Here is a 24,743-nt window from a genome sequence, read left to right as displayed (position 1 = left end):
TAACCCTAAATACAAAACAATGTCAACTATTCAATTATTAAAAACTACGTTTCTTAGTCTTGTTATCGTGCTATCTTCAATGGCAAAAGCACAAGATGCAAAAGAAATTGTAAAGCAGGCAGATGATAAAATGCAGGGAGAAGAATCCAGCATATCTGTAATGTCTATGACGATTAAACGTCCGACCTATGAAAGGAACCTGACTTTTAAAAACTGGACAAAAGGAACTCAGTTTGCTATGACTCTTGTTACTGCTCCTGCACAGGAAAAAGGTCAGACCTTTTTGAAACGCGAACGCGAAATGTGGAACTGGAATCCACGTATCTCACGCATGATTAAACTTCCACCTTCAATGATGTCGCAAGGCTGGATGGGATCGGACTACACCAATGATGATGCCTTAAAAAAATCTTCTATCGTTGAAGATTACAACCATACCCTGCTTGGTTCAGAAGAAATTGACGGACATGACTGTTACCATATTCAACTGATTCCTAACGAAGAAGCAGCCGTAGTTTGGGGTAAAGTAATAATGTGGATTACAAAAGACGAATATATTCAAATGAAGATTGAGTATTACGATGAAGATGAGTTTTTGGTAAAAACTGAACTGGCTCATAACATCACCACGCTTGGAGGACGTGTTTTACCTTCGCAATTTGAGATTATTCCGGCCGACAAACCCAATCAGCGCACCCTTGTGAACATTGAGAATATTGAATTTAATGTGCCTATTGAAGACACATTCTTCTCGCAACAAAGCATGAAACGAATTCGCTAATCAAATACTGCAAAATCATGGCAAACAGCGAACTAAAACTAGCCTGGCGAAATATCTGGCGCAACAAGCGAAGAACTCTGATTACTGTAGCATCCATCTATTTTGGTGTAATTCTAAGTACTTTGATGACTTCGATGCAGAATGGCACTTATTCAAAAATGATTGATAATGTAGTTAGCTTTTATTCGGGTTATGTCCAGATTCATCACCCTGATTATTGGGAAACTAAATCGATTGATGACCTTTTTGTTCCAACTGATTCATTAATGGAAATTGTATCAGGCAATAAAGACGTGGACATGATTATTCCCCGCATGGAGTCTTTTGCTCTAATGTCATATGGTAATAACACGAAAGGTGGAATGTTAATAGGAGTTGACCCTCCTAAAGAAAACGAATTGACCAGACTTGGACATTGGGTTAGTAAGGGTAAATATCTGGAGCCGGATGACGATGGCATATTAATGGCAGTTAACCTGGCCAAAGCTTTAAATGTGCAGATTGGCGACACCATAGCCTTAATCAGCCAGGGATATCATGGATATAGTGCCAGTGGGCTCTTTCCTTTGAAAGGTATTCTTGAGTTTCCTTTCCCGGCAATGAATAATTTCGGAACTTATATTACACTCAATAAAGCCCGTGAGTTTTTCTCAGCTCTGGAAATGGTCACTAGTCTGGTATTAACCGTTGACGACTATGACGATGTTTATCCTGTAAAACATCATCTGGAAGGAAGTCTGGGAGATAATTATTCTGTAATGACCTGGGACGAAATGGACCCGGTTACCAAACAAATGATCGAAGGAGACAAAGGTCAGGGCATCATCATGAAAGGGATTTTATATATCCTTATTGGCTTTGGAGTCTTCTCAACAGTGATTATGATGATTGCAGAACGAAGAAAAGAACTGGGTGTGATGGTTGCCGTTGGTATGAATAAACTTAAGCTGGCTAAAGTGTTGTTTTACGAAACCATGTTGATTGGAATGGTGGGTGTCATTGCCGGTTTTGCTATGAGTGTACCTTTAGTCTGGGGTTTGGTTAACAGCCCTATTCCTCTCACCGGTGAAGTAGCTGAAGTATATGAACAATTTGGTATGGAACCAGCTATCTATTTTGGTAACGATCCAATGGTTTTCTGGGGGCAGTTACTCATTGTATTTGCCATTACCTTATTGGTTTCCATCTATCCATTGAGTAAAATACTCAGGTTACAGGTTACCAAAGCACTTCGTTCTTAACTATAAAATAGACTATCATGATACTATCAATATCCTGGCGTAATGTGTGGCGAAGTAAAACCCGCAGTGTGGTAATATTATTAGCCATCGCCTTAGGAATTTTCACAGGAGTATTCAACTATGCCTTTTATAATGGCATGGCAGATCAACGAATCAACTCAGCCATTTCAACAGAAGCCTCACATATTCAGATTCATCCCAAAGGCTACCTCGATGAGCCTGATGAAAAAAATTACATCAGTAATGCAGCCTCTCTGGCAAGTGAGATTTCAGACAAAGATTCAGTGAAAGCAGCTTGCTCACGTTTTATTGTGCAAGGAATGATCCAATCGCCCACTACCTCATCGGGTATTAAAATAATGGGGATTAATCCTGAAATTGAATCAACAGTGACCAATGTTCACAGTAAAATTATTGATGGAGCTTATTTTGAAGGTGTAAAACGTAATCCGGTAGTAATTGGTCAGAAACTGGCTGATAAACTCAAACTAAAAGTTCGCTCAAAAGTGGTTATTACTTTTGCTGATGCTTCGGGTTATATATCAGGAGCTTCCTTCAGGGTGGCAGGCATATACGAAACATCCAACAAGATGTATGATCAGACCAATATTTTTGTCAGAGCAGATGACCTGACTTCATTATATGGTGCTGACATAAACGCCGGTCACGAAATAGCTGTTTTACTCAATCAATCTGATGATGTGCCAGCTGTTCTGACAGGACTAACAAATAAGTATCAGCAATACGATGTAAAAGAGTGGCGTAAGATCATGCCGGAAGTATCCATGCTGGAATCAAGTCTGGATATATCCATGTATATTTTCATGATTATTATTCTTCTGGCACTGACCTTTGGAATTATCAACACCATGCTAATGGCTGTTTTGGAACGCACCAAAGAATTGGGTATGCTCATGTCGATAGGTATGAATAAAGGGCGTGTTTTTAAGATGATTATGATCGAAACGGTCTTCCTTTCTCTCATTGGCGGTGTTGTAGGCATAATAATAGGAGCTTTAGTAACTGTTCTTACTGCTAAATCAGGCATTGACATATCCATTGTATCAGAAGGATTTGGTGCAATGGGATATGATTCAATGGTTTATCCGGTTTTAAGAATCAAAAATGTAATTGATGTGGTTGTCATGGTATTTATCACCGGCATGTTGGCAGCACTCTACCCTGCCTATAAGGCTTTGAAGCTGAAACCAGCCGAAGCCATTCGCATTGATATGTAAAAAATGAAGTTTGTAACCTTTAAAATCAAACACAATGAATGTAATTGAAGTAAAAAACCTAAGCAAAATATATAACGATTCAGAAGTTAAAGTTCACGCTGTTCAAGGAATCGATTTAGCCATACAGGAAGGTGAATTCACTGCCATTGTAGGTCCATCGGGATGTGGTAAAACAACATTTCTTAATATGCTGGGTGGGCTGGATCAACCTACAGAAGGAAGCATCAGGGTTGGAGAAACCATGGTAAATGATCTGAAATCATCAGAATTGATTGATTTCAGATTGCACAATATTGGTTTTGTTTTTCAGGCCTATAACCTGATACCCGTATTAACAGCTAAAGAAAATGTGGAGTTTATCATGCAATTACAGGGCAAAAGTAAAGAGGAACGTGACAAAAGAGCCATCAGCCTCTTAACTGAAGTCGGTTTAGGAGATCGCGTTGATGCCCGTCCTTCAAGACTTTCCGGTGGTCAGCAACAACGTGTGGCTGTGGCAAGGGCACTGGCTTCCAAACCTAAATTTGTTCTGGCTGATGAGCCTACTGCCAATCTTGATTCTACCTCAACAGAAACATTACTCGATATCATGGAAAGGCTGAACCGCGAAGAAAATATCACATTTATCTTTAGTACTCACGATGCCAGGGTAGTTAATAAAGCCCGTCGGGTTATTCAACTGGAAGATGGTAAAATTATCAAAGATGAACGTAAAGCTTAAATCCATGCTTCGATTCAAACCAACACTGTTGATACTTTTTGGATTCTTAATCTCAACCTTAACCGCTGCTCAATTTGATGATTCAGCAAAAAAGCTTGTTGTAAATGGATATTTGGTTAATATGCAATCGGTATCTATTTCAAAAATGCCGTTTGAGATACCTGATTCTCTTGATTTTTTAAAGCGTGGAGATGACCATCTTTACATCACAGATATTTATTTTCAGAATCGTTTGAATCTGTTTTGGTATGCGAGTGATAAACTAACCATATCTGCTCAGATGCGTAATCGTTTAATGATCGGAGATCAGGTGAGACTGGATTATACCGGACTGATGGAGAAGGGATATGAAAAGAATGGAAACTTCATTAATCCTTCGTGGAATATTGCTGTAGGCAACAGTTACATTCTAAACTTGGCTTTTGATCGCATTTACGCTGAGTATTCTTCGGGTAATATGGACATTACAATTGGAAAACAGCGCATCAATTGGGGTAAAACATTTGCCTTCAATCCCAACGACATGTTCAACACCTACTCCTATTTCGACTTTGATTATGAAGAGAAACCCGGAACAGATGCAGTGAGAGCCATGTATTATACCGGAGCAGCTTCATCCATTGAGCTGGCTGCCAACATCGATAGTGCTTCACAGGTATCTGCGGCTGTTAAATGGAATGCCAATATCTGGAATTACGATTTTCAACTGATTGGTGGAACCTTAAAAGGAGAAGATCTGGCCTTGGGTTTTGGCTGGTCGGGATACGTTAAAAACTCAAGTTGGCGAGGCGAGTTGAGCTGGTATCAGCCTTTTGAAAATTTCGCTGATACATCTGGCATTATTATGCTATCTACCGGAATGGATTATTCCATTGATTCGAAATGGACGGTACAAGGCGAAGTATTAGTTGCCAAATTACCAGAAGGAAAAGAAATTGCATTTTTTGATGCTTATGCACCACCCCGATCAGTAAAAGATCTGGCCACTTCGCCATTTCAATTACTTGGTAGTGCAATGTTCCAGGCTACTCCATTATCAACATTTTCGCTGTCTGGAATCTGGTATCCTCATCCCAATATTAAAGGTATTTTTTGGGGACCATCCTGGACATATAGTATTGCTGACAACTTTAGCGCATCACTCTATTGGCAGTTTTTCCATGGTATTTTCCCCAACAGTATTACCGGCGAAATCAGTAAGCAAAATGTGAATGCTGGCTTTTTACGAATGAAATACAGCTTTTAGATTTGTTTATGTCAATCGATAGGGAATAGTAAGCGCAAAGGTTGTTCCTTTGGGTGAAGAGGTAAGTAGTTCAACTTTACCTTCAAGCATTTCTGCAAGGTTAAGACAAATAGCCAGTCCCAGACCCGTACCAGGAATGCTAAAGGTTTTTTTGTCTTTTACCTGTACAAAACGTTCAAATATCTTTTTATGAAACTTTTGTGGAATACCAATACCGGTATCGACTACATGAAACAGCAGATTATTGTCAACCAAAGACACTTTTAATGAAATTTTCCCTTTACGGGTATATTTTACAGAGTTGTTTAACAAATTGGATAAAATCTGTCTTAGTTTAACCTCATCCGTCTGCACAGTTTTATGTTGCAAGAATTCTGGAACATCAAAAAATGTTTCTATATGTTCTTTATGATAGTTATATAGAAAAGATTGAATGTTTAATTCAAGGCTTTTAATGATGCCGGCAATATTAACTGCAGTAATGATAGGTTTTACATATCCGGCTTCAATCTTAGAAAAGTCCACCAAATCATTAATCAGGTTTAATAAGTGAGAACTGTTATTTAATATGATATCGGCAAAATCTTTTACTTCACTCATTATTAAATTATCTTCTTTAATCAATTCGGCAAAACCTAAAATGGCATTCATAGGCGTCCGAATCTCGTGACTCATATTAGCCAGGAATGAAGATTTTAAACGATCAGACTCCTCTGCTTTTTCCTTTGCTTCAATCAGATCTTTTTCGATCCTTCTTCTGTTTGAAATATTTCGCGATATAGAGATTATAACTTCTTTATTATGAAGTGTAAACTGATGCGCATTGATTTCAACAGGATAAGTTGTTCCATCCTTACGTCTATGAATCACTTCAAAGCGTTTTATCTTTTTTTCGTTGAGATAAGTTAATAACTCTTTTTCTTTTTCTTTAAGTTCATCAATTAAAAGATCATAAGGTGTCATTTTTAGCAACTCATCATGGGAATACCCTGTCATATCAGATGCTGCCTGATTTGCTTCAAGACATTTTTTCACATTCCCTTTTTTATCTAATTCCCATAAATAAATTGCATCATTAGCCATTTGAAAAAGTTGTTTAAACTTCTCTCTTTCAATGTTCAGTTCCTGATTCGTATTTTGATTTGTCTGTATTTCATTAAAAAGCAATTCGTTTAAACGAGTAAGTTCCAGCGTTCTTTTTTTAACCTTTTTTTCAAGTGATTCATTCAGCTTCTTTAACTGGAGAATCAGACCTAATCGCTCCCATTTATCTGATACAATTTTCACAAACTGATTGAAAATAAACAGATCATCGAACACAAATTTATTTTCAATACCACTAACAAATACAAACATACCGCTCCTTACGTGGTGATTATGAAAATGGATCATTACGATCTGATTAGGAGTAAACTTCCCAAAAGAGTCAGGATTGAATACATTTTCTCCCAATTCCTTACAATCAAGTTTCAAAAATCCCTCTGTCTTAACTTTTTTAATTAAACCAGCATCCAAAAGAGGCTCAACACAATCATTACTACCGTTATCATAAGCACAATAACTTGCCAACACCTGGTGACTTCTTTGTTTCAATTCAATACAATAACACAACGGAATATCTTTCAGAATGGAAATTTTTTCCAATAATGCCTCAAGTAATTCTTTATCATTACTTATCGAATCGAAACTCTCTGAAATAAAATTGAATAAAACAGTCTCTTCAACATGTTCAGACAAAGCATTATTTTCCCTTTCCAGGTAAGCAATACGCTCCTTTAACTCCTCAATTGTATGGTCATTTTTATCCCCTGTCATTTAATTCCTTGTGGAAACTTAGTATTAAATCAGAAAGTTGCTCTGGTTCATCTTCCTGAATAAAATGTCCTCCTGTGATGATTTTTTTATATGTTGCATTAGGAAGATTCTTATACAAATCCTCACTTATCGCTTTTTGTAAATAAACATCTGCTTCCCCCCTTATTATTAAAACCGGTAATGCAAGCTTCGACAGTTCTTCTTTCAACTCCATCAAATCATTATTATTAAGACAATGTGCAAAATACAAAAAGGCTTTACGGCCCTCAGCTGTATTCATCGGTTTCCAGAATAATGACATTAATGCATCATTCACTCTTTCGCGATGGTACATTCCTCTTTTTACCAATAACCGAAATGCCCCTAAATCAAGACTTATCATGGCAAGATTTCGTATTATGGGTGTTCGCATTGAAATAATGGGCTGTACCGGCCAATAATCGTATGCAACTGTGTTTATCAAAGTAATACTTTTAAACAAATTGCTCTGACGCACTGCCATGATCTGCCCAATGCCTCCTCAAACATCGTGACACACTAAATGAACATTATGAAGATCAAGATGATCAATCAACTTCAATAACATTCCGGCATGATTTTTTAAAGAATAAGAATCGTCAATATTTTTGCTTGATTCACCACAACCGGCCAGATCAACTGCAATTACATCATAATTCTCGGCAAAAAAGGGTACTATATTTCGCCAAATAAACGAATATGTTGTTATGCCATGAATAAACAAAACCGGCTCTCCCTTCCCGAAACGATGATAGGCAATACTTTGATGAGCAATATCAAATGTATATGTCTGTTCAAAAGCTGCCATAGTTATCTTTTAAGTCTATTCAATTTACTAAAATATATTTCAATATCAATAGAATAGTTTTGTTTTACACGTAACCGGATATAATGCAATAGTTAATGTTACTTTCGCTAAATCAATGCAGATGTATACTAATTGCTGGACCTAACATCTTCCTGGTCAAACTAACTATTTATTATCAGGCAGTGTAAACCAAAAACAAGATCCTTTTCCTTCTTTACTTTCTACACCAATATTACCGCCATTTTTCTCAACAAACTCTTTACAGATTATCAAACCTAAACCTGTTCCTTTTTCTCCGGCAGTCCCTTCGCGCTTCAGTTTCTGATCTATTTTAAAAAGCTTTTCACAATTATCGGGCGACATTCCAATACCAGTATCACAAATACTTACTTTAAGCTTATCCTCAATTTTTTCAGATTTTATCTTTATGGCTCCACCATCGTTGGTGAACTTGACTGCATTTCCCACCAAATTACGAATGACAGTATTGATACTATTGCGATCGGCTACAGCCTTTTCCACACCGTTCTCGATATACTCAATTTGTATATTCTTTTTACTGGCAGCCAAACGATACAAGTTAATATTTTCATTTATAACCGTTGACAGATTAAACTCAGCCAGTTCGTAATCAAATTTCCCTCGCTGCGATCTCGACCATGTTAAAAGATTCTCAAGTAATGCATGGATCTGCCGGATAGATTCATGTATTTTATTTACACATTCCTTGCGATCCTCTTCAGCGTATTCATTATAGTTATCATGCAAAATATCACTGATTGACATAAGGCTGGCGAATGGATTCTTTAAATCATGAGATATAATAGAAAAAAACTTATCCTTGGTCGCATTCAGGCTTAAAAGATGATTCTCTGACTCTCTTAAACGAACATTAGCCTGTTTAATAATCACATTTTGTTTTTTAAGCAACTTATTGGTTTTCTGACGAAGCAAATATTGATAGATAAAAACCACAATTGCCAAAACCAGTAAAAGCTCAATAATTATAAACCAGCTTTTCAGCCATAATGGTGGAAGAACATTGATTTTTAATTCACTTACTTCATCGCTCCATTTGCCATCTGAATTGGAACTCTTTACCTTGAAAATGTATTTTCCCGGTTTGACATTAGCATAAGAAACAAAATTACGATTACCGGCATTATTCCATTCCTTATCCAAAGGCCATAACTGAAAGGCATACTGTGTTTTGGTTGGAAACATATGGTTCATACCTGAATATTCAAGGGAAAAGAACCGTTCTGAAAATGGCAAACGAATCTCATCAATATATGAAATATGACTTCCTAAATACAACACATCATTTTCGTCCCGCTTTAAAAGATTTGCTTTGGGCAATGTTGGATTAGTCTGCACCTTTGCTCCCATAACATCCAGACGGGTAAATACAGTCTTATTTACCTTAGCTGATAAGTCAATTTTATTGGGTTCAATAATGTTTAAACCATAAACCCCACCAAAGTAAAGTTTCCCATCAAGCCCTTTATAAAAAGCCCCTCCGTTAAATTCATTACTTTGTAATCCATCATTAATATCAAAGTTGGTTGTGGCTTTGGTTTCCATATTAAAACAGCAAATCCCAAAGTTGGTACTCAACCATAAATTCCCGTCATCGTCAGGCAAAATGCCATAAATAACCTCGTTAGGCAAGCCTTCGTTTGTTCCGTAAAAACTCATAGTTTTATTCGATCTATCGAAACAGTTCAGTCCCTGATTGGTTCCAATCCAGAGCAATCTATTTTCATCTTCATAAATAGAGAAAACAATATCGTTGGATATCGGAATTTCTGAAGTAGTAGTGTAATGAGTAAAATGCAATGATTCCGGGTCCAGACAATTTAATCCACCTCCATAAGTCCCCAACCATAACAAGCCTTCGCTGTCTTCCATAATGGTAGAATAAACAAAGTTATTACTTAGAGAATTAGAATTATCCGGATCGTGCATCAATCGTATCACCTCACCTGTTTCACGGTTAAAAAGATTCAAACCGTTTTTTGTCCCAACCCAGAATCGGTCTTTAGAGTCTTCGAAAATCACTCTTACAGAATTATCTGATAAACTATTAACATCATCTTCACGATGTGTAAAAACAGTAAATCCTTCACCATCAAACCTACACAGCCCACCTCCATCGGTTCCCAACCAAATGGTACATTCATGATCTTCATAAACATCCCTTACCGAAGTATTAGGCAATGCTCTTGGATTACCCTCTTCTACATCAAAATACCTGAATTGATTATGCTTAGGATGATAACAGGAAATGCCTTTATCGTTGGTACCCACCCAAATCCATCCATCTCTCGCCTGGCAAATCGACCAGACAAAATTACTTGATAAACTGTTTGATTGTAATGGATTGTGTTTCATCAGTTCAAACTTACTGGTGCCCGGATTATAAATATTTAAACCTGCTCCATAAGTACCCAGCCAGATATTACCATTTACCGGATCCTGATAGATACAATTAATTTGATTTTGACTCAGACTTGAAGGATCTAAAGGATTATTAGTTAATAAATTTACACCTTCATCATTAATAAGATACAGTCCATTGCCATGGGTACCATACCAAATTGCACCCTTTTCATCTTTCATTAAGCTTTTAATGGTATGAATGGATAGACTCTTGGATTTTTCAGATGCTGAAATAATCTTTTTAAGTACCTGACTTTGTGTATCAAAACGATATAATCCCTCTTCCTCACCCAGCCATAATATATTATCCCCACCCATCTCAACCAACTCGAATTTTAATTCATGCTGATGAATCAGATTGATTTCTTCCCATTGATCAGAATTGGATGATTTTCTCCATAGCTGATCTGTTCCAACTGCCCAAATCTCCTTTTCATTAAAAGTCAGATCAACAACTTCATTCGTAATGACTGGTTCTATTGTTGAAGCCTTTAGATCAGTCTTATATAAACCATTTTTAGAACAAATCCATACAACCTCATTATCTTGTAGATAAATACCATAAACCCAGCCTGTTTCGATAAAAGAAGTGCTCTCAAGAGAATGAATATCAATTACTGTTAGCCCACTTGCTGTACCTGCCAGCACTATACCTCCTGCTGATTTTAAACTGATGATGGTATCATTGGCTATTACATTGGTGGCATTTGCAAATGTAAAATTGGTAAAAACTTCTTCTGCGGGATTGAATCGGGAAAGCCCGTTGGTTGATCCAAACCACAGACACCCTAAAGAATCTTCAGCAATGGACTCAATCCATTTATGGCATATACTATTCTGGTTTTCTGCTTCTGATCGAAAAACCCTGAAATGGTATCCATCATAGCGGTTTAATCCATCTTCTGTACCAAACCACATATATCCTTTTGAATCGCGAAAAACACAATAAACAGAACTCAGTGACAACCCATCGTTAATATCGATATGTTGAAAACGAACAGGCGAATTCTGACCTGAACTAACAAGACATACAAATAATAAAATCAGAAAAGAAAGCGGATGTTTCATTTTTTCAGGGTTAGCTATTAAATATAGCTAATAATCAGACTAAAATCAATCTGAAAATCAAACCCTATTTCTTTTCTTTCCTGAAATTTTGGCGATATTCTTTTGTCATTTTTTCTGTTGCATATTGAAAGATCAAACGCGCTGCATCATTTTTCCATTTTTGTAAGAACCTTTCAACTGGCATGGGATCTTTCTTCCAACATTCACGCAAAAACCATCCTAATCCCTGATGAACAACCCGCTCCTTATCCATCATCAAAGGATCGATATAATCCAGCAAAAGATTCAGATCATATCCTTTTTTGAATGGTTTAATAAAACTGACAGGAACAGCTCTACGCTGAAATTTATTTTTAGCTATGCGCCACGAATCAAAATCTTCCAATGTCACTATTCCTTTATCTAAAAAATAGGGAGTTAATTCACCACATATTGTATCTGTATGAGCCCAATTGCTTATACCAATTAGAAACCATTTTTCGATGGCTGAAAAGGTATCTTTGGTAAAGTCTTTTTTAAATTTACTGGCCAGGGAAAATGCAAAAATTGTATCTTCATATTTACCAGTTGGTACGAGTAGTTCAGCTGTTTGCAACACCAAATCAAGATCCACCTCTTCTCTGGTTGCTATTTCATCCACTTAGGCCAGTAGAATTTCTGTGGTCAATCCATAGGCATCATATCCTTCTTTAAAGTAACGCCCATATTTTTCTACTATCGTTTGATCTGCATTAGCAATACAGTACTCTCTGATTTCATTAAATAAGCTCTTGGGATCCATTGTTTTTGAGATTTGCTAACCACCAATTTAGCAAATGATTAGTATAAAAAAAAGCTCCACCTTGGGGAAGATGGAGCAAACTAGAGTGAGTGAAAGGACTCGGGGAGAATCCTTTCAGATGGAGATCTTTAATATCTTAATTTCACTTGTCTCTTGATTTAATAATTCAAAGAAAAGCTTTAATCACTTATAATGTCAACAAAAAATGCACGAAGCTGCATAATTTTTGTCTAAAACGACAATATTTTCTTCAGGAACATTAAATCTCATCGTATGATATAAATTCAGGGCATAAGATGGTATTATATCCGCCTACATAATTTACCACTACAAATAAAAAATGAGATTGTCGGATCTTTTCAATTAAGGACAATTGCAAATCCTTTGCAGTATACACAACAACCTTACCATCCAGATTGTGCACTGTCATTTGATCAATCTTATCTAATTCTGATTGCGTGGAGAGTAGCTTCTTTGTCCAGGTTGAATATTTAAAACGCATAAGAGTCAACTTTAGGTTAACTCAAATCTAGTATTTCAACAAAAAAAAGCTAAAACAGATATGTATGAAACGGTAATATTTATGTCTGAAAAATTACTTTGCAAATCGCATTCGATACTTAGGAGATATTTTTCCTTCGGCAATCTGATTCAGTTTGTTTTTCATCAAGCGTTTACTGATGCCCGAAACATGATCGATATATAATATTCCTTCGGTATGATCGTACTCATGCTGAATAACACGGGCATTATATCCTGAAAAGGTCTTTGTAAGTTTATTAAACTCTCTATCGTTGTATTCAATGGTTATTGACCATGCACGCTCAACTTCACCATTCAAATCAGGCAAACTTAAACATCCTTCCTGATCTGCCCACCATTCTTCCGACTCTTCTACAATGCGCGCATTGATAAAGACTTCTTTTATTCCTTCTTCATCTTCGAATAATTCGGCTTTATCTTCTTCATCCATCCCCTCAAAAACCTGCACCGTATCAACAATAAACAAACGAATGGCCTTATTTACCTGTGGAGCAGCCAAACCAACTCCCCCAGCCTCATACATGGTTTCCCACATATTATCAATCAGGGTGTTTAATCCTTCAAATTCAGGAGTAATCTCTTCACAAACTTCTCTCAACACTTTACTTCCGTATGCTGTAACTGCTAATGCCATTTCTAAATTATTTGTTTACGGGGTGCAAAAATAAATATAAAACATCAACAAGCCAATTAAATAAAGGTTGATATAAACTGATAAGAATATTTAATCAAACTGATTTCAATAAGCTTTGTTACATAAAAAGGTGTTGATAACATATTATTTTGTTCTTTTGTTATCTGGAATCATACGTCGATCAATTTTATCAAAAAAATAATGAAGTTAATTGCCAGTTACATATTAACATTTTTCTTTCACCTTTATTACGGATTATTTCTGGGTATTTTTCATCCGATACAGGTTTTAGCCCATTGGATTTTTGGGGATAAAGGCCGAAAAAAAGTAGTGGATATACTTAACTTTTTTCTTGTAAAAGGTCTTTATATCTTAGGATCAAAGGTGACTTTTAAGGGATTCGAAAAATTACCAGCTGACAGACCAATGATCATTATTGCAAATCATCAGAGCATGTATGACATACCTCCTGTTGTATATGGTTTCAGAAAACATTATCCTCGTTTTATTTCCAAAATTGAACTGGCAAAAAACCTTCCAAGCATTTCGTATAATCTCAAGCATGGCAAATCTGCCCTGATCGATCGATCAAATCGATCACAGGCTGTGAAAGAAATATTTAAAGTGGGCCGATTAACCCAACAAAACAAACAAGCCATTTGTATTTACCCCGAAGGAACAAGAAGTAAGAATGGTAAACTAAAACCATTTAAACAAGCTGGTATCGAAACCTTGTTAAGGACCATACCTGATGCTGTAATCGTTCCTTTTGTTATTAATGGTCACGACAGGTTAACTGCTAAAGGTACCTTTCCGATGATGATTGGACAAACCATTACGTACACGGTTCTGGATCCTATTGAACCTAAGGGTCAGGACATTGAGGAAATGGTTAAAGACATTCATTCAAAAATGAAGAATGAACTGAATCAATAGTCTTTTCGAACATACGACTCATTTGTTCTAATATACTGTAAATTAATAAGAAAGATCATCCTGATTGTTTTTATATGTAATGCCATAACGTTACCTTTGGCACTCTATATTAACCATTGATCAAATGAACATATTTAAAAAGCACACCTTTCACATACCTGTGTTAGGACTGGGCTACACGTTGGACACACCAATTAAGGTGGCACCATTAGGAATATCTTCGGTTATTTCGTTGGTGGATGACGCATTGATGGAACAGCTTAGAGAATTCTACAGTAAGCAGTTCAACCTGCCTTTTCAGGCGATTTCAGAAAAAGTTGAAGACTTCAGAGCCAAGCGCATCACATCTTATCTTAATATGGTAGATGATATCGTAAGCAAAAAAGTAGCCGATCTTAAAAAAACAGCCTTTGATAAAGGAGGTGAGCTTGAGAAATACATTGGTATGTTACCAAGCCTGACTGACTTCACAAAAAAATGGAATCTGGCAGAAAAAAGCAAAGAGGTTAAAGATGACTTGATGCATTGGATTCATAATCATTTACCTATCGGTGATATCGATGTAAATATTATGACTAAACTGGATAAAACCAATTATAAAGGCGGTGAGGAACTACCAATCGAATACAACGATGCACATGCTGCACTGCGTGGATTTGCCAACAGTAAGTTAACTTCATCACTGGTTTTGTCTGCCGGTATGAGTCCTCGTCTATACTCCTATCTTGAAAAGTTCGATGATTTCTTTCCTGATTCTGAGGGAAATATCAAAAAGAAAATCATTTTGAAAGTAAGCGACTACCGTTCGGCTCTTGTTCAGGGTAAAATGTTGGCTGCAAAAGGACTCTGGGTATCCGAGTATCGGATTGAATCTGGCGTAAACTGTGGTGGTCATGCTTTTCCAACGAATGGTGTGCTATTTGGCCCAATATTGGATGAGTTTAAAGAGAAGCGCGATGAACTATTGACAACATGCCAAGGTGTTTATACTGATGCCTTGACAAAAAAGGAATTAAGTCAACCGGCAGAGAACCCGGAAATTAAAATAACTGCCCAGGGTGGTGTGGGTACCAATGAAGAGCATCAGTTTTTAATGGATCACTACAAAATGGATGGTGTTGGCTGGGGATCACCTTTTATGCTGGTACCCGAAGCTGTAAGCATCGATCCAACAACTCTTCAGCTACTGGCTGATGCTAAAGAAGATGACCTTTACTTCTCAGGATTATCACCTCTGGGAGTGCCTTTTAACAGTGTTAAGGGTGCAAGTATGAGTATTCAGCGTTTGGAATATGCCAAGGAAGGCAAAGCAGGAATGCCTTGTACCAAACAGTTTTTGAAATACAATACTGAATATACAGACAAACCAATTTGTACTGCTTCAAGACAATACCAAAAACAAAAACTGGAAGATCTTCAGGCATTGAATCTGAATGCTCAAGATTACAAGGAAGCCTACGATGAAATCATAGAAAAAGAATGCCTTTGTGTTGGACTGGGCATTTCATTGTTAGAGGCGAAGAATATTGAGGTTAAACCTACTGATAAGGTGACCGTTTGTCCAGGACCTAATCTGGCTTACTTCTCAAAGAAGATGAGTCTGAAAGAGATGGTTGATCACATTTACGGACGTACCAATATGCTGGACGATCGTCATCGCCCTCATATGTTTCTGAAGGAGTTGGGCATGTATCTTGATATCTTTAAAAAGCGCATCGAGAAATTTATGAAATCACCTGATGACAAAAAGGAGTTGAAACAATTGCAATCGTTCCAGAAAAATATCTTTGACGGAATAGCTTATTATAATGAGCTGTTTAAGGAAAAGAAAAAAGAAATTCTGGATGAGATTGAACAGATGCTTCACAAAAATCCAAGCATAAAAACAGAATTATAATACACCAATTTCTTTATTATAAAGGCCGGGAATGCAATGTTCCCGGCTTTTATTTTATAAATCCCATTTGGGCGTTGATGCAACTCTGCGGCCATCATCGGTAGTGTGTTCTTCCAACGAATGTTCTTTGGCTTGCACACAAATATAAATCATGTCTTCATCTGAGGTATTGCATAAGCTTCTCACCCCTTCCGGAGCAACCCGAATAACACTACCTTCTTTAATTGGAAAACACTCCTCATCAACCTGATAATATCCTACCCCTTTAATAATGATATAAATTTCTTCGTCTTTGTTGTGAATATGAAAATATCCTAATTCAGATTTTGGCGGCAAGGTTGTAAAAGATATCTCGGTTGATGTTGCACCGGTATGTTTATTCACAAACACTTTAGCTTTTATTTCAGTCCTCAGTTTTGGATGAATTAATGAATAGGATTTAATATCCTCCAGCTCTCCCAGGTCAATAGCAGTATGATTTTTACCATCTGATATTATTTCTGCTTTTTTCATAAAGGTATATTTTAGGTTACAATAGGTTTTATCTTGTTGAAAAACTCTCAAAAAAATCAATCATCAGTTGAGCATAGTCTTCAAACTCAGTTAAAGGTAGCGTATCCGACCTGTCATAAATATCATGATAAGCCTGAATCCCTCCCATGGTGTAAATGTAAAAACATGGAACCTCTTTATTATAGAACATACAATGATCACTGTTACAAGCTGCTCCACGTGATTGGACATCAACTAAATAATCATTTGCCTGGTTTAACTCTTTCAGTATAGTAAATTCAGTATTAAAGACGGTTGCATTAACCACTTTGATGCCTTCTTCACCAGTACCCGCTAAATCGAAATTAACCAGAAATTTAATCGAATTCAGATCAAATAAAGGATTTTCGGTATAGTATTTAGCACCTAGAATACCTAACTCTTCTGCACCGAGACATATAAAAGCAATCGAATATTTTGGTGGATGTTCTTTAAAATACTTCGCCTGATTTAACAACATAGCAACACCGCTTGCATTATCGTTTGCACCAGGAATGTATTCATTCTTACCCAGCTTGCCCAGATGATCGTAATGAGCCGTTAGAACTAAAAACGAATCAGGAACCTCCTGCCCTTTAATAAAGCCAATAATATTTTGTGTTTTGTAATTACGGATGTACTCTGCATCAATCTTTAACTCCACCTTTTTTCCTATCTGAAAATCCTTTTCTTTTTTAACAATCAAAATCGGTTTGATCCCCTGTTTTGTAGATGCACCCCATGTTAATTTATCATTTGTTAGAATGATAGTTCCTAAGGTCTTGATTTGCGGATTATATTTAAGAGTGGCAATAACTCCATTGAGTTTCTTCTTTTCTTCAGGATTAGTGGATGTATATTCCCGTTCATCAATCACCAAAATCTTATTTACAGAGCTTTGTATTATTTCATTAATTTTTTGATCATCAGTCAAATCCTGTTTCTTTACCATGTAAGTTTTAAATGTCCCTTCAATAGAAGGTGATAAAGGCTCAATTAAAAAATCCTTACCCGGTTCTAATATTACCTGGTTCGTTTTGAAATATAGATCTGCAGGGAAAGTATTCACATCAACCGTAAAATTTTGAAAGTAGTCTGCTCCGAACGGTTCCAATCCAATTTTCTCATATTCCGCCTTGATAAATTCTGCTGCTATTTTTTCCCCGCTCTCAACATATCCGCGACCTTTAAAGCCGGGTGATGCAAGTTGTTGAATAATATCTTTTGCATAGTTCAGGTCTTGTGCATAAAACAGGAATGGCACAAACAAAAGGCTAATAGAAATAAAAAACTTTCTCATTTCGCTTTTATTATAGAGTTAGTGGTTAAAAGTTAAACAGGCATAGAACCTGTTGACAAATAGTCAGAATTAAATTTGACAATTTTAAAAATAGCTAACATAAAATTACTTTCCAAAATGAATCAATTATTCAACTATATTAGGAAATAATAAAAACACTCTGATTCATTAAAAGCTATCAGCTGACAGCGATTAGCTAATGGCTAAAAAATAATTCCCTCAGGCAACCCTTTTTACAAAGCCTGCATTTATCTTAGTAAACACATTGCCCAACAAGTGAAGAAACTAATTAAAGATTTAAAAAAGAAACGAAGCAAAGCACAGTTCAAGGTGTTTGAACTTTATTCAGATTATCTATGCAAGGTTGCCTATCGTTACCTGAAAGAAACACATCTGGTGGAAGATGTGGTGTCGCAGACTTTTTTAAACATCTTTGAAAAAATCGACTCAACCAACATTGAAGAAGAAGGAGCCTTTAAAGCATGGGCACGAAAAATTACAATCAACCAATCGTTGATGGAAATTAGGAGACATGTCCGCTTTCAGGATAACATCAGCTTGATTGATCACATTGAAGAATCGCCAATACGAACCGATCAACACCTTCACGAGCAAGATATTGTGAAGATGGTATTACGACTACCCGATGGTTACCGTACCATTTTTAATTTATATGTAATTGAGGGATATACGCATAAAGAAATTGGTGAAATGCTTTCCATTTCGGAAGGAACATCCAAATCGCAGTTAAGCAAAGCCCGCAATTTACTAAAGACTTACATTCAGCAAAACGAAGATGACTATGCAGCCATTCGATGAAAACAATATACGCAAGGCCATTGAAAAATGGGAGAATGAACCTTCTCCTCTGGCTTTTAATAAAAAAGCAATATTTGCTAGATTATCTGTCAAAACCGTTCCTCTTTGGCATTATCGTATAATGCAGGTTGCAGCTATTGTTATTATTCTGCTGCTGAGCGGTAGTCTGGGTTATGCAATCATCAGCAGCAGACAGGCCCGGTTAGATAATAATATGCTTTTGTCGGAACAAATTAAACAGCAAAAAGAGCTGAAAAAACTGCGCGACTCTCTTAATACAACTAAATATGAGAAAGAAATAAAATACGTGACGGTGGTGGAAGAAAAAAAGATTCCCGATCCGGATTGCAACCAGAATCAGTTACAGATGCAAACCCAGTTGGCAACACTAGAAAATGAGAATATGAACTTAAAAGCATCGCTTCAGGAATTATCAACAGCCACATCCGATTTGAACGACAGCATTCAAAAACTGCTGAATAATATGGATGACATGGAACAGGAATACCTAACGGTAATCAACAAGATGAAGACTAAATCAACCTTTGATATTAACTATGATCAGCAGATGCTTGCTTCATCAAAAGAAAACGGATCAGCTATTTCTTTAAACGAAACAGAAGAAGAAAAAGTGCAGCTAAAACTCGGTAATGGCCCTGCCGGCACAGCCCCTATCCGACGTACTTTTTCTTTTCGATAATAATCTAATAACAAAACTAAGATGATTAAAAAAACAACCATAGCACTGTTGCTGGCAACCATACTTATACCAGCCTTGCAAGCCAAGGAAAGCAGCAAAGATACCTTGCGCCTGATTATGCCTAATAATGTACAAATAGATCAATTGGTGTATTTCCAAAAACCAAAAGATGTAATTGTATTGAAAGAAGTTAAAACGTACCTGGAGTCTTTTCTTAACGACTTTAAAAAACTGGATACTGACGAACTTAATGCAGATCACCCTGTTAAGTTTATTTACAAAAAAGGCGATGGAAAACAGGTTGCCAGTTCCATTACATTTGATGAATATCAGGCACCCACAACCATCATATTAACCATGAATGAATCAGCTTATTTAAAAGATTCAACTCTAAGTAATGAGATACTAATCAACAAACGAATTCACCGTCTGGAATTATCGTCCAACAATCACTTTAATCAATACAAAGCATTTATACATTTCAACTCAATCGAACAGCTGGATGAATTACTATTGTATGATTTTGAAAAGATTATTCAAAATGTAGAAGAATTACTAAGTAAAAAAGAAAATAAATATGCCAGTAACAAGTTATTTACAGCATACATTCGAATTGATAGTAACGCACAGCCTGACCTTATAAAAATTGATATTGCAAGAGGTCCAATGGATGTGATCCAGTTATCAGCTGGTTCAGGCCTGCAAAGTCTGAAAGGCCAATGGTTAGGAAGTTTTAATGCGCAGGCAGCGATTATATTCACACGAAAAGGAATTGACAAACATGCCTTTAGCTTTACCTACGAATGGATGTATAACTTTACAACACCTGACCAGAAATATGTGAATGAATTTATTGACTTGGGCTATTCGTATAACTTTTCGCGAACCATTGGTAAAGATGAATGGGTTGGGTTAACTTTTGGTTTTATGACTAAACAAAGAGGTGAGTTTTTTGCCAACAACACCTATCGCTTAGGTTTAAATACCCGATTGAATAAACATTTAGGTGTTGGACCTCAAATTTATTTCAACGATTTTTTTCAAAATGTATATCCCGGAATCAATGTATCGATTTCAATAATGTAGAATTGACTTCAATCTAATCTTAATAAAAAGGGTGTTGGTAATTAAGTTTACTGTCACCCTTTACTGATTAATTATTGGTTGTCATATAAACAAAATAAGTAACAATCGAAACATAAAAACATATTGTTTTTTAACACCCTGTCATTTGCCATTGTTATAAGAAGCACTTTTTTATTAGTTTTGGATTTCTTATAGATCTGCTAATTAAAATCATTAAAACAATCAATCATATGCGCAAGCTTTTTTATTTAATGATTTTTCTGGCCTTACCTGCATTGGTTTTCGCCCAGAAAAAGACAGTAACACTGGATGATTTCACAACAAAAGGAACCTTTTATGCCCGTTCGGTTTATGGTTTAACCTCGATGAATGATGGTATTCATTTTACCACCCTTGAAGAAGGATCAAAAATCGAGAAGTATGAGTATAAGTCTGGAAAGAAAGTGGCTACCATTCTGGATTTAAAATCCATTGATAATTGTCCGGTAAAATATATTGATGGCTACGAATTAAATGCCGATGAAACCAAAGTATTGTTTTATACCAACAGCGAAAAGATTTATCGCCATTCATTCAGAGCTGATTATTACATTTACGATTTGGTTCATAAAGAATTAAATCCTTTATCTGAAAATGGAAAACAACAAGTAGCGTCTTTTTCTCCCAATGGTGAAATGGTTGCTTTTGTACGTGAGAATAACCTTTTTCTGAAAAAACTTAAGTTTGGAACCGAAAGTGCCATTACTGAAGATGGAGAATATAATTCCATCATTAACGGTGCTCCAGACTGGGTTTACGAAGAGGAATTCAGCTTTAACAAAGCCTATGACTGGTCGCCAAACAGCCAGGAAATTGCTTTTATCCGTTTTGATGAATCGAAGGTAAAAGAATACTCATTTCCTGTTTACCAGGGGTCCAATCCAACACACGAAGAAAACGCTTTATATCCCGATCAGTATCGTTTTAAATATCCTAAAGCAGGAGAAGAAAATGCTACAGTAAGTGTACACGTTTTTAACATTAAAAACCGCACCACCAAAACAATGGATATTGGCGATGAAACAGATATTTATATCCCTCGTGTACGTTTTACTTATACCGAAGGCAAACTGGGTATCATGAAATTCAATCGTCATCAAAACCAGTTTGATCTGATGATTGCCAATACAGCATCAGGTATTTGTAATACCATCTTCACCGATCGCAATGAATATTATATAGGAGAAGGCGTTTTAGACAATCTTCAATTTACTGAGGACAATAAGTACTTTGTATATGTTGGAGAAATAGATGGTTACAACCATATTCATCTATACACCATGGCTGGTGCCAAAGTGGCACAGGTAACCAAAGGAGAATGGGATGTAACTGACTACCTTGGATACGATGTAAACAAAAAACTGTTTTATTACCAGGCAGCTGCAAAATCTCCATTACAACGAGAGGTTTATGCAATAAGCGCAGATGGAAAAAAGAAAATCAAATTCTCGGATAAAGAAGGTACCAACAGTGCCTCATTCAGTAAAGGATTTAAATATTATATCAATAATTTCTCAAACACCACCACTCCTACCCTGGTAACCTTGCATGATGGTAGTGGAAAATTGGTAAGAGTATTGAAAGACAATGCTGATTTAAAATCACGAGTTGAAGGTTATCAGCTAAGTCCTAAAGAATTCTTTACATTTAAAACAACTGAAGGTGTTGAATTAAACGGATGGATGGTAAAACCATTAAACTTCGATCCAAACAAAGAATATCCGTTATTAATGGTTCAATACAGTGGCCCTAATTCTCAACAAGTACTCGACAAGTGGAGTATTGGATGGGAACAGTACCTGGCTACCGAAGGTTATATGGTTGCTTGTGTTGATCCTCGCGGTACCGGTGCTCGTGGTGAAGAATTCCGTAAGTGTACCTATCTTAATTTGGGTGAGATTGAATCGCATGATCAGATAGAAGCCGCCAAATACTTTGGTGGACTACCATATGTTGATGCTTCGCGCATTGGTATCTGGGGATGGAGTTATGGCGGATACATGTCAGCCATGTGTTTAAGTAAATCAGATGTATTTAAAATTGGTATTGCTGTTGCTCCGGTTACAAGCTACCGCTATTACGACTCTGTTTATACCGAGCGTTACATGCGTACTCCAAAAGAAAATCCTAAAGGATACGAAAACTGCCCGATGAATCTTGCCAAAGACGTAAAAGGTCGTTTATTTCTTATCCATGGTACAGCAGATGACAATGTTCATTACCAAAATACCATCGAATATGTTGATCGTTTAGTTCAGGCTGGTATTCAGTTTGACATGTTCTCATACACTAACCGTAATCACAGTATTTACGGAGGAAACACACGCTCACATCTTTACAGAATGAAGGCAGATTATATTTTGCGTAACCTGTAGAATAAGACTAGTAGATTATTAGACTGTAGACTAATAGAATATTTCTTCCCATAAAGTAAATCTTAGTCTACAAAACAAATATCTACAGATCAAAACATAACAATATAAAACGAGCCGATTGGATGATTCTGATCGGTTCTTTCATATAATTTCAAACTGAAATATTATATTTGCTTTCCGCAAGCCCAAATGGCAGTCCTGATAACTATCGGGATGGTAGACGGTAATAAATGCCCAAATGGCGGAATTGGTAGACGCGCTGGTTTCAGGGACCAGTGTTCGCAAGGACGTGCAGGTTCGAGTCCTGTTTTGGGCACATATTAAATCCTAACAATCTGATTATCAGTGTTAGGATTTTTATTTTCCCCACACTTTCCCCACAAATATTAATAAAGATTTTAATTGAGATATTTAATTATACATTACTTTAATAATTAATTGTCATACGGAATAGATTATAATTATTCTTTTAAATAAGTGGCTAATTCACAATTTATCAATAATATTGAAATTACAATTAATTTTATTGTTATGCCTACACCGGAAATGCAACATAAGAAAATTCTAAATCGTAGAAATAGACTAATAATAGTCGGAAATGGGTTTGATCTTGCTCATAAAATAGAAACATCATTTAAGAATTTTATTACATCATATGTAACGAGTTGTGTTAAAGAATTTTTAAAAGAATCATATTTTAAAGATGATTTGATAGAAATTGGAAAACCTAATCCTATATATAAGATTCACTACTCCGGTGAAATAACATCTAATGACATTAACCAAGTCATAGATAGAATTTTTTCAGCGAAACGAGAGCCTGGACACGAATATAAAGTTTCATCTTTCCTTCGACATATATATGTAAATGCAATTAATAAAGGATGGGTAGATATTGAATACGAATATTTTAGTCTCTTAAAAAAAGCAAAGAAGTTTTCAAGTTCCAATGTCATAGCATTAAATAAAGACTTTGACTTGATTAAATCCAAGCTTATTGAGTATCTTAAAAAGAAGGAAGGTGAGTTTACTAATTCTTTTGATATCCAACCATTGGTTGATTCATTTTGTGAAGATATTTATGGAGAGGAAGATGGAAGCGATCAAATACCAGGAGAATTATTTTTTTTAAATTTTAATTACACGAATACTTTAGAACCATATGTACGTGTATGTAACTCATCGATTCCTTCCACAATTACATATATTCATGGTAGTCTTGAAATGGATAAACACGGAGAACCTATTTTTGGATATGGGGATGAATTAGATAGTGAGTATTCTTTATTTGAAGAGTTAAATGAAAATGAACTTTATAAGCATATCAAATCATTCGAATACGTATCCCAAAATAATTATCAAAACCTTTTAGGTTTCTTAGAATCTGGTCCTTTTGAGGTGTATGTGTTTGGACATTCTTGTGGAGTTTCAGATAGAACTATGTTGAATGAAATATTTGAACATCAAGACTGCAGATACATAAAAATCTTTTACCATAAGAAGCTTGATGGGAGTACTGATTTCAAAGAAAAAACATACAATATCTACAGACATTTTAAAGATAAAGGTACTTTTAGAAAAAGACTTATCCCCAAGGGTAAACCAATGCCCCAACCAAGATATGCAGACTAGGCGATTTCAGAAGTAATACTTAAAAAGGAAAATATATGAGGTTAATCTTTACCGATTAGCCTCTTTGTTTTTCATAATAATATATTGATTCA

At 36.1% G+C, this 24,743-nt stretch carries 22 protein-coding genes and 1 tRNA gene; 13 read left to right on the top strand and 10 right to left on the bottom strand.

Annotated elements, in window-relative coordinates; all coding sequences use genetic code 11:
- Nucleotides 1–19: 19 nt before the first annotated feature.
- From ACRD62_RS06025 to ACRD62_RS06005, 5 genes are read left to right on the top strand one after another with little or no spacing between them, the layout of a single operon-like run.
- Complete coding sequence (locus ACRD62_RS06025) at nucleotides 20–781, top strand: outer membrane lipoprotein-sorting protein (RefSeq protein ID WP_430819229.1); 762 nt, start codon at nucleotides 20–22, stop codon at nucleotides 779–781.
- A 17-nt stretch (nucleotides 782–798) separates the two neighbouring features.
- Complete coding sequence (locus ACRD62_RS06020; RefSeq protein WP_430819228.1) at nucleotides 799–2,022, top strand: ABC transporter permease; 1,224 nt, start codon at nucleotides 799–801, stop codon at nucleotides 2,020–2,022.
- A 17-nt stretch (nucleotides 2,023–2,039) separates the two neighbouring features.
- Nucleotides 2,040–3,260: an ABC transporter permease gene (locus ACRD62_RS06015; RefSeq protein ID WP_430819227.1), complete on the top strand. Its 1,221-nt coding sequence runs from the start codon at nucleotides 2,040–2,042 to the stop codon at nucleotides 3,258–3,260.
- Nucleotides 3,261–3,294: 34 nt separating this feature from the next.
- Nucleotides 3,295–3,981 carry an ABC transporter ATP-binding protein gene (locus ACRD62_RS06010; protein WP_430819226.1) on the top strand — a complete coding sequence of 229 codons (687 nt, stop codon included), beginning with the start codon at nucleotides 3,295–3,297 and terminating at the stop codon, nucleotides 3,979–3,981.
- Complete coding sequence (locus ACRD62_RS06005) at nucleotides 3,965–5,227, top strand: hypothetical protein (RefSeq protein WP_430819225.1); 1,263 nt, start codon at nucleotides 3,965–3,967, stop codon at nucleotides 5,225–5,227. Before ACRD62_RS06010 ends, ACRD62_RS06005 begins: the two co-directional genes overlap by 17 nt.
- A gap of 6 nt (nucleotides 5,228–5,233) precedes the next feature.
- Here ACRD62_RS06005 and ACRD62_RS06000 read toward each other — a convergent pair whose 3' ends face one another.
- The 8 genes from ACRD62_RS06000 to def form a co-directional block, all read right to left on the bottom strand.
- Nucleotides 5,234–7,042, bottom strand: coding sequence for a PAS domain-containing sensor histidine kinase (locus ACRD62_RS06000; RefSeq protein ID WP_430819224.1), 1,809 nt, complete (start codon nucleotides 7,040–7,042; stop codon nucleotides 5,234–5,236).
- Complete coding sequence (locus ACRD62_RS05995; protein ID WP_430819223.1) at nucleotides 7,029–7,505, bottom strand: alpha/beta fold hydrolase; 477 nt, start codon at nucleotides 7,503–7,505, stop codon at nucleotides 7,029–7,031. The genes ACRD62_RS06000 and ACRD62_RS05995 overlap by 14 nt, the downstream gene beginning before the upstream one ends.
- 57 nt (nucleotides 7,506–7,562) lie before the next feature.
- A complete protein-coding gene (locus ACRD62_RS05990; RefSeq protein ID WP_430819222.1) occupies nucleotides 7,563–7,868 on the bottom strand; it encodes an alpha/beta fold hydrolase in 306 nt (101 codons plus the stop codon).
- Between the two features lie 165 nt (nucleotides 7,869–8,033).
- The gene (locus ACRD62_RS05985) at nucleotides 8,034–11,378 is read right to left on the bottom strand and encodes a ligand-binding sensor domain-containing protein (RefSeq protein WP_430819221.1); all 3,345 of its coding nucleotides are present in this window, start codon (nucleotides 11,376–11,378) and stop codon (nucleotides 8,034–8,036) included.
- Between the two features lie 64 nt (nucleotides 11,379–11,442).
- Nucleotides 11,443–12,018, bottom strand: coding sequence for a DNA alkylation repair protein (locus ACRD62_RS05980; protein WP_430819220.1), 576 nt, complete (start codon nucleotides 12,016–12,018; stop codon nucleotides 11,443–11,445).
- Nucleotides 12,019–12,159 (bottom strand): hypothetical protein, encoded by a 141-nt coding sequence (locus ACRD62_RS05975; RefSeq protein WP_430819219.1) that lies wholly within the window; start codon nucleotides 12,157–12,159, stop codon nucleotides 12,019–12,021.
- Between the two features lie 259 nt (nucleotides 12,160–12,418).
- Entirely contained in the window at nucleotides 12,419–12,661 is a 243-nt protein-coding gene (locus ACRD62_RS05970) for a hypothetical protein (protein WP_430819218.1), read from the bottom strand.
- A 93-nt stretch (nucleotides 12,662–12,754) separates the two neighbouring features.
- Entirely contained in the window at nucleotides 12,755–13,336 is a 582-nt protein-coding gene (def, locus tag ACRD62_RS05965; protein WP_430819217.1) for a peptide deformylase, read from the bottom strand.
- Between the two features lie 201 nt (nucleotides 13,337–13,537).
- On the opposite strand from def, the gene ACRD62_RS05960 reads away from it, so the two are divergent.
- Both ACRD62_RS05960 and ACRD62_RS05955 read left to right on the top strand, forming a co-directional pair.
- The gene (locus ACRD62_RS05960) at nucleotides 13,538–14,272 is read left to right on the top strand and encodes a lysophospholipid acyltransferase family protein (RefSeq protein ID WP_430819216.1); all 735 of its coding nucleotides are present in this window, start codon (nucleotides 13,538–13,540) and stop codon (nucleotides 14,270–14,272) included.
- Between the two features lie 124 nt (nucleotides 14,273–14,396).
- Nucleotides 14,397–16,169 (top strand): hypothetical protein, encoded by a 1,773-nt coding sequence (locus ACRD62_RS05955; RefSeq protein ID WP_430819215.1) that lies wholly within the window; start codon nucleotides 14,397–14,399, stop codon nucleotides 16,167–16,169.
- A gap of 54 nt (nucleotides 16,170–16,223) precedes the next feature.
- On the opposite strand, the gene ACRD62_RS05950 is transcribed toward ACRD62_RS05955, so the two are convergent.
- The gene (locus ACRD62_RS05950) at nucleotides 16,224–16,682 is read right to left on the bottom strand and encodes a cupin domain-containing protein (protein ID WP_430819214.1); all 459 of its coding nucleotides are present in this window, start codon (nucleotides 16,680–16,682) and stop codon (nucleotides 16,224–16,226) included.
- 28 nt (nucleotides 16,683–16,710) lie between these two features.
- Complete coding sequence (locus ACRD62_RS05945; RefSeq protein ID WP_430819213.1) at nucleotides 16,711–18,000, bottom strand: M28 family metallopeptidase; 1,290 nt, start codon at nucleotides 17,998–18,000, stop codon at nucleotides 16,711–16,713.
- A gap of 276 nt (nucleotides 18,001–18,276) precedes the next feature.
- Here ACRD62_RS05945 and ACRD62_RS05940 point away from each other — a divergent pair, with 276 nt between their 5' ends.
- The 6 genes from ACRD62_RS05940 (at nucleotide 18,277) to ACRD62_RS05915 (ending at nucleotide 24,651) form a co-directional block, all read left to right on the top strand.
- Nucleotides 18,277–18,819 (top strand): RNA polymerase sigma factor, encoded by a 543-nt coding sequence (locus ACRD62_RS05940; protein ID WP_430819212.1) that lies wholly within the window; start codon nucleotides 18,277–18,279, stop codon nucleotides 18,817–18,819.
- Complete coding sequence (locus tag ACRD62_RS05935; RefSeq protein ID WP_430819211.1) at nucleotides 18,803–19,519, top strand: hypothetical protein; 717 nt, start codon at nucleotides 18,803–18,805, stop codon at nucleotides 19,517–19,519. Before ACRD62_RS05940 ends, ACRD62_RS05935 begins: the two co-directional genes overlap by 17 nt.
- 21 nt (nucleotides 19,520–19,540) lie before the next feature.
- A complete protein-coding gene (locus ACRD62_RS05930; protein WP_430819210.1) occupies nucleotides 19,541–20,605 on the top strand; it encodes a hypothetical protein in 1,065 nt (354 codons plus the stop codon).
- 230 nt (nucleotides 20,606–20,835) lie between these two features.
- Entirely contained in the window at nucleotides 20,836–23,019 is a 2,184-nt protein-coding gene (locus tag ACRD62_RS05925; protein ID WP_430819209.1) for a S9 family peptidase, read from the top strand.
- Between the two features lie 232 nt (nucleotides 23,020–23,251).
- Nucleotides 23,252–23,335 (top strand) — tRNA-Leu (locus ACRD62_RS05920).
- A gap of 215 nt (nucleotides 23,336–23,550) precedes the next feature.
- On the top strand, nucleotides 23,551–24,651 hold the full coding sequence (locus tag ACRD62_RS05915) for an AbiH family protein (RefSeq protein WP_430819208.1): 1,101 nt from the start codon (nucleotides 23,551–23,553) through the stop codon (nucleotides 24,649–24,651).
- Nucleotides 24,652–24,743 lie beyond the last annotated feature (92 nt).

It is taken from the genome of Carboxylicivirga caseinilyticus (assembly GCF_050589785.1).
Lineage (GTDB): Bacteria > Bacteroidota > Bacteroidia > Bacteroidales > Marinilabiliaceae > Carboxylicivirga > Carboxylicivirga caseinilyticus.
This window is presented reverse-complemented; position numbering and strand designations above follow the sequence as displayed.

Coding starts and splice junctions, on each gene's coding strand:
- ACRD62_RS06005 (WP_430819225.1), top strand. CDS start 3,965: ATGAACGTAAAGCTTAAATCCATGCTTCGATTCAAACCAACACTGTTG.
- ACRD62_RS05990 (WP_430819222.1), bottom strand. CDS start 7,868: ATGGCAGCTTTTGAACAGACATATACATTTGATATTGCTCATCAAAGT.
- ACRD62_RS06025 (WP_430819229.1), top strand. CDS start 20: ATGTCAACTATTCAATTATTAAAAACTACGTTTCTTAGTCTTGTTATC.
- ACRD62_RS05935 (WP_430819211.1), top strand. CDS start 18,803: ATGCAGCCATTCGATGAAAACAATATACGCAAGGCCATTGAAAAATGG.
- ACRD62_RS05975 (WP_430819219.1), bottom strand. CDS start 12,159: ATGGATCCCAAGAGCTTATTTAATGAAATCAGAGAGTACTGTATTGCT.
- ACRD62_RS05945 (WP_430819213.1), bottom strand. CDS start 18,000: ATGAGAAAGTTTTTTATTTCTATTAGCCTTTTGTTTGTGCCATTCCTG.
- ACRD62_RS05970 (WP_430819218.1), bottom strand. CDS start 12,661: ATGCGTTTTAAATATTCAACCTGGACAAAGAAGCTACTCTCCACGCAA.
- ACRD62_RS05925 (WP_430819209.1), top strand. CDS start 20,836: ATGCGCAAGCTTTTTTATTTAATGATTTTTCTGGCCTTACCTGCATTG.
- ACRD62_RS05985 (WP_430819221.1), bottom strand. CDS start 11,378: ATGAAACATCCGCTTTCTTTTCTGATTTTATTATTTGTATGTCTTGTT.
- ACRD62_RS06015 (WP_430819227.1), top strand. CDS start 2,040: ATGATACTATCAATATCCTGGCGTAATGTGTGGCGAAGTAAAACCCGC.
- ACRD62_RS05930 (WP_430819210.1), top strand. CDS start 19,541: ATGATTAAAAAAACAACCATAGCACTGTTGCTGGCAACCATACTTATA.
- ACRD62_RS06000 (WP_430819224.1), bottom strand. CDS start 7,042: ATGACAGGGGATAAAAATGACCATACAATTGAGGAGTTAAAGGAGCGT.
- ACRD62_RS05915 (WP_430819208.1), top strand. CDS start 23,551: ATGCCTACACCGGAAATGCAACATAAGAAAATTCTAAATCGTAGAAAT.
- ACRD62_RS06020 (WP_430819228.1), top strand. CDS start 799: ATGGCAAACAGCGAACTAAAACTAGCCTGGCGAAATATCTGGCGCAAC.
- ACRD62_RS05960 (WP_430819216.1), top strand. CDS start 13,538: ATGAAGTTAATTGCCAGTTACATATTAACATTTTTCTTTCACCTTTAT.
- ACRD62_RS06010 (WP_430819226.1), top strand. CDS start 3,295: ATGAATGTAATTGAAGTAAAAAACCTAAGCAAAATATATAACGATTCA.
- ACRD62_RS05955 (WP_430819215.1), top strand. CDS start 14,397: ATGAACATATTTAAAAAGCACACCTTTCACATACCTGTGTTAGGACTG.
- ACRD62_RS05950 (WP_430819214.1), bottom strand. CDS start 16,682: ATGAAAAAAGCAGAAATAATATCAGATGGTAAAAATCATACTGCTATT.
- def (WP_430819217.1), bottom strand. CDS start 13,336: ATGGCATTAGCAGTTACAGCATACGGAAGTAAAGTGTTGAGAGAAGTT.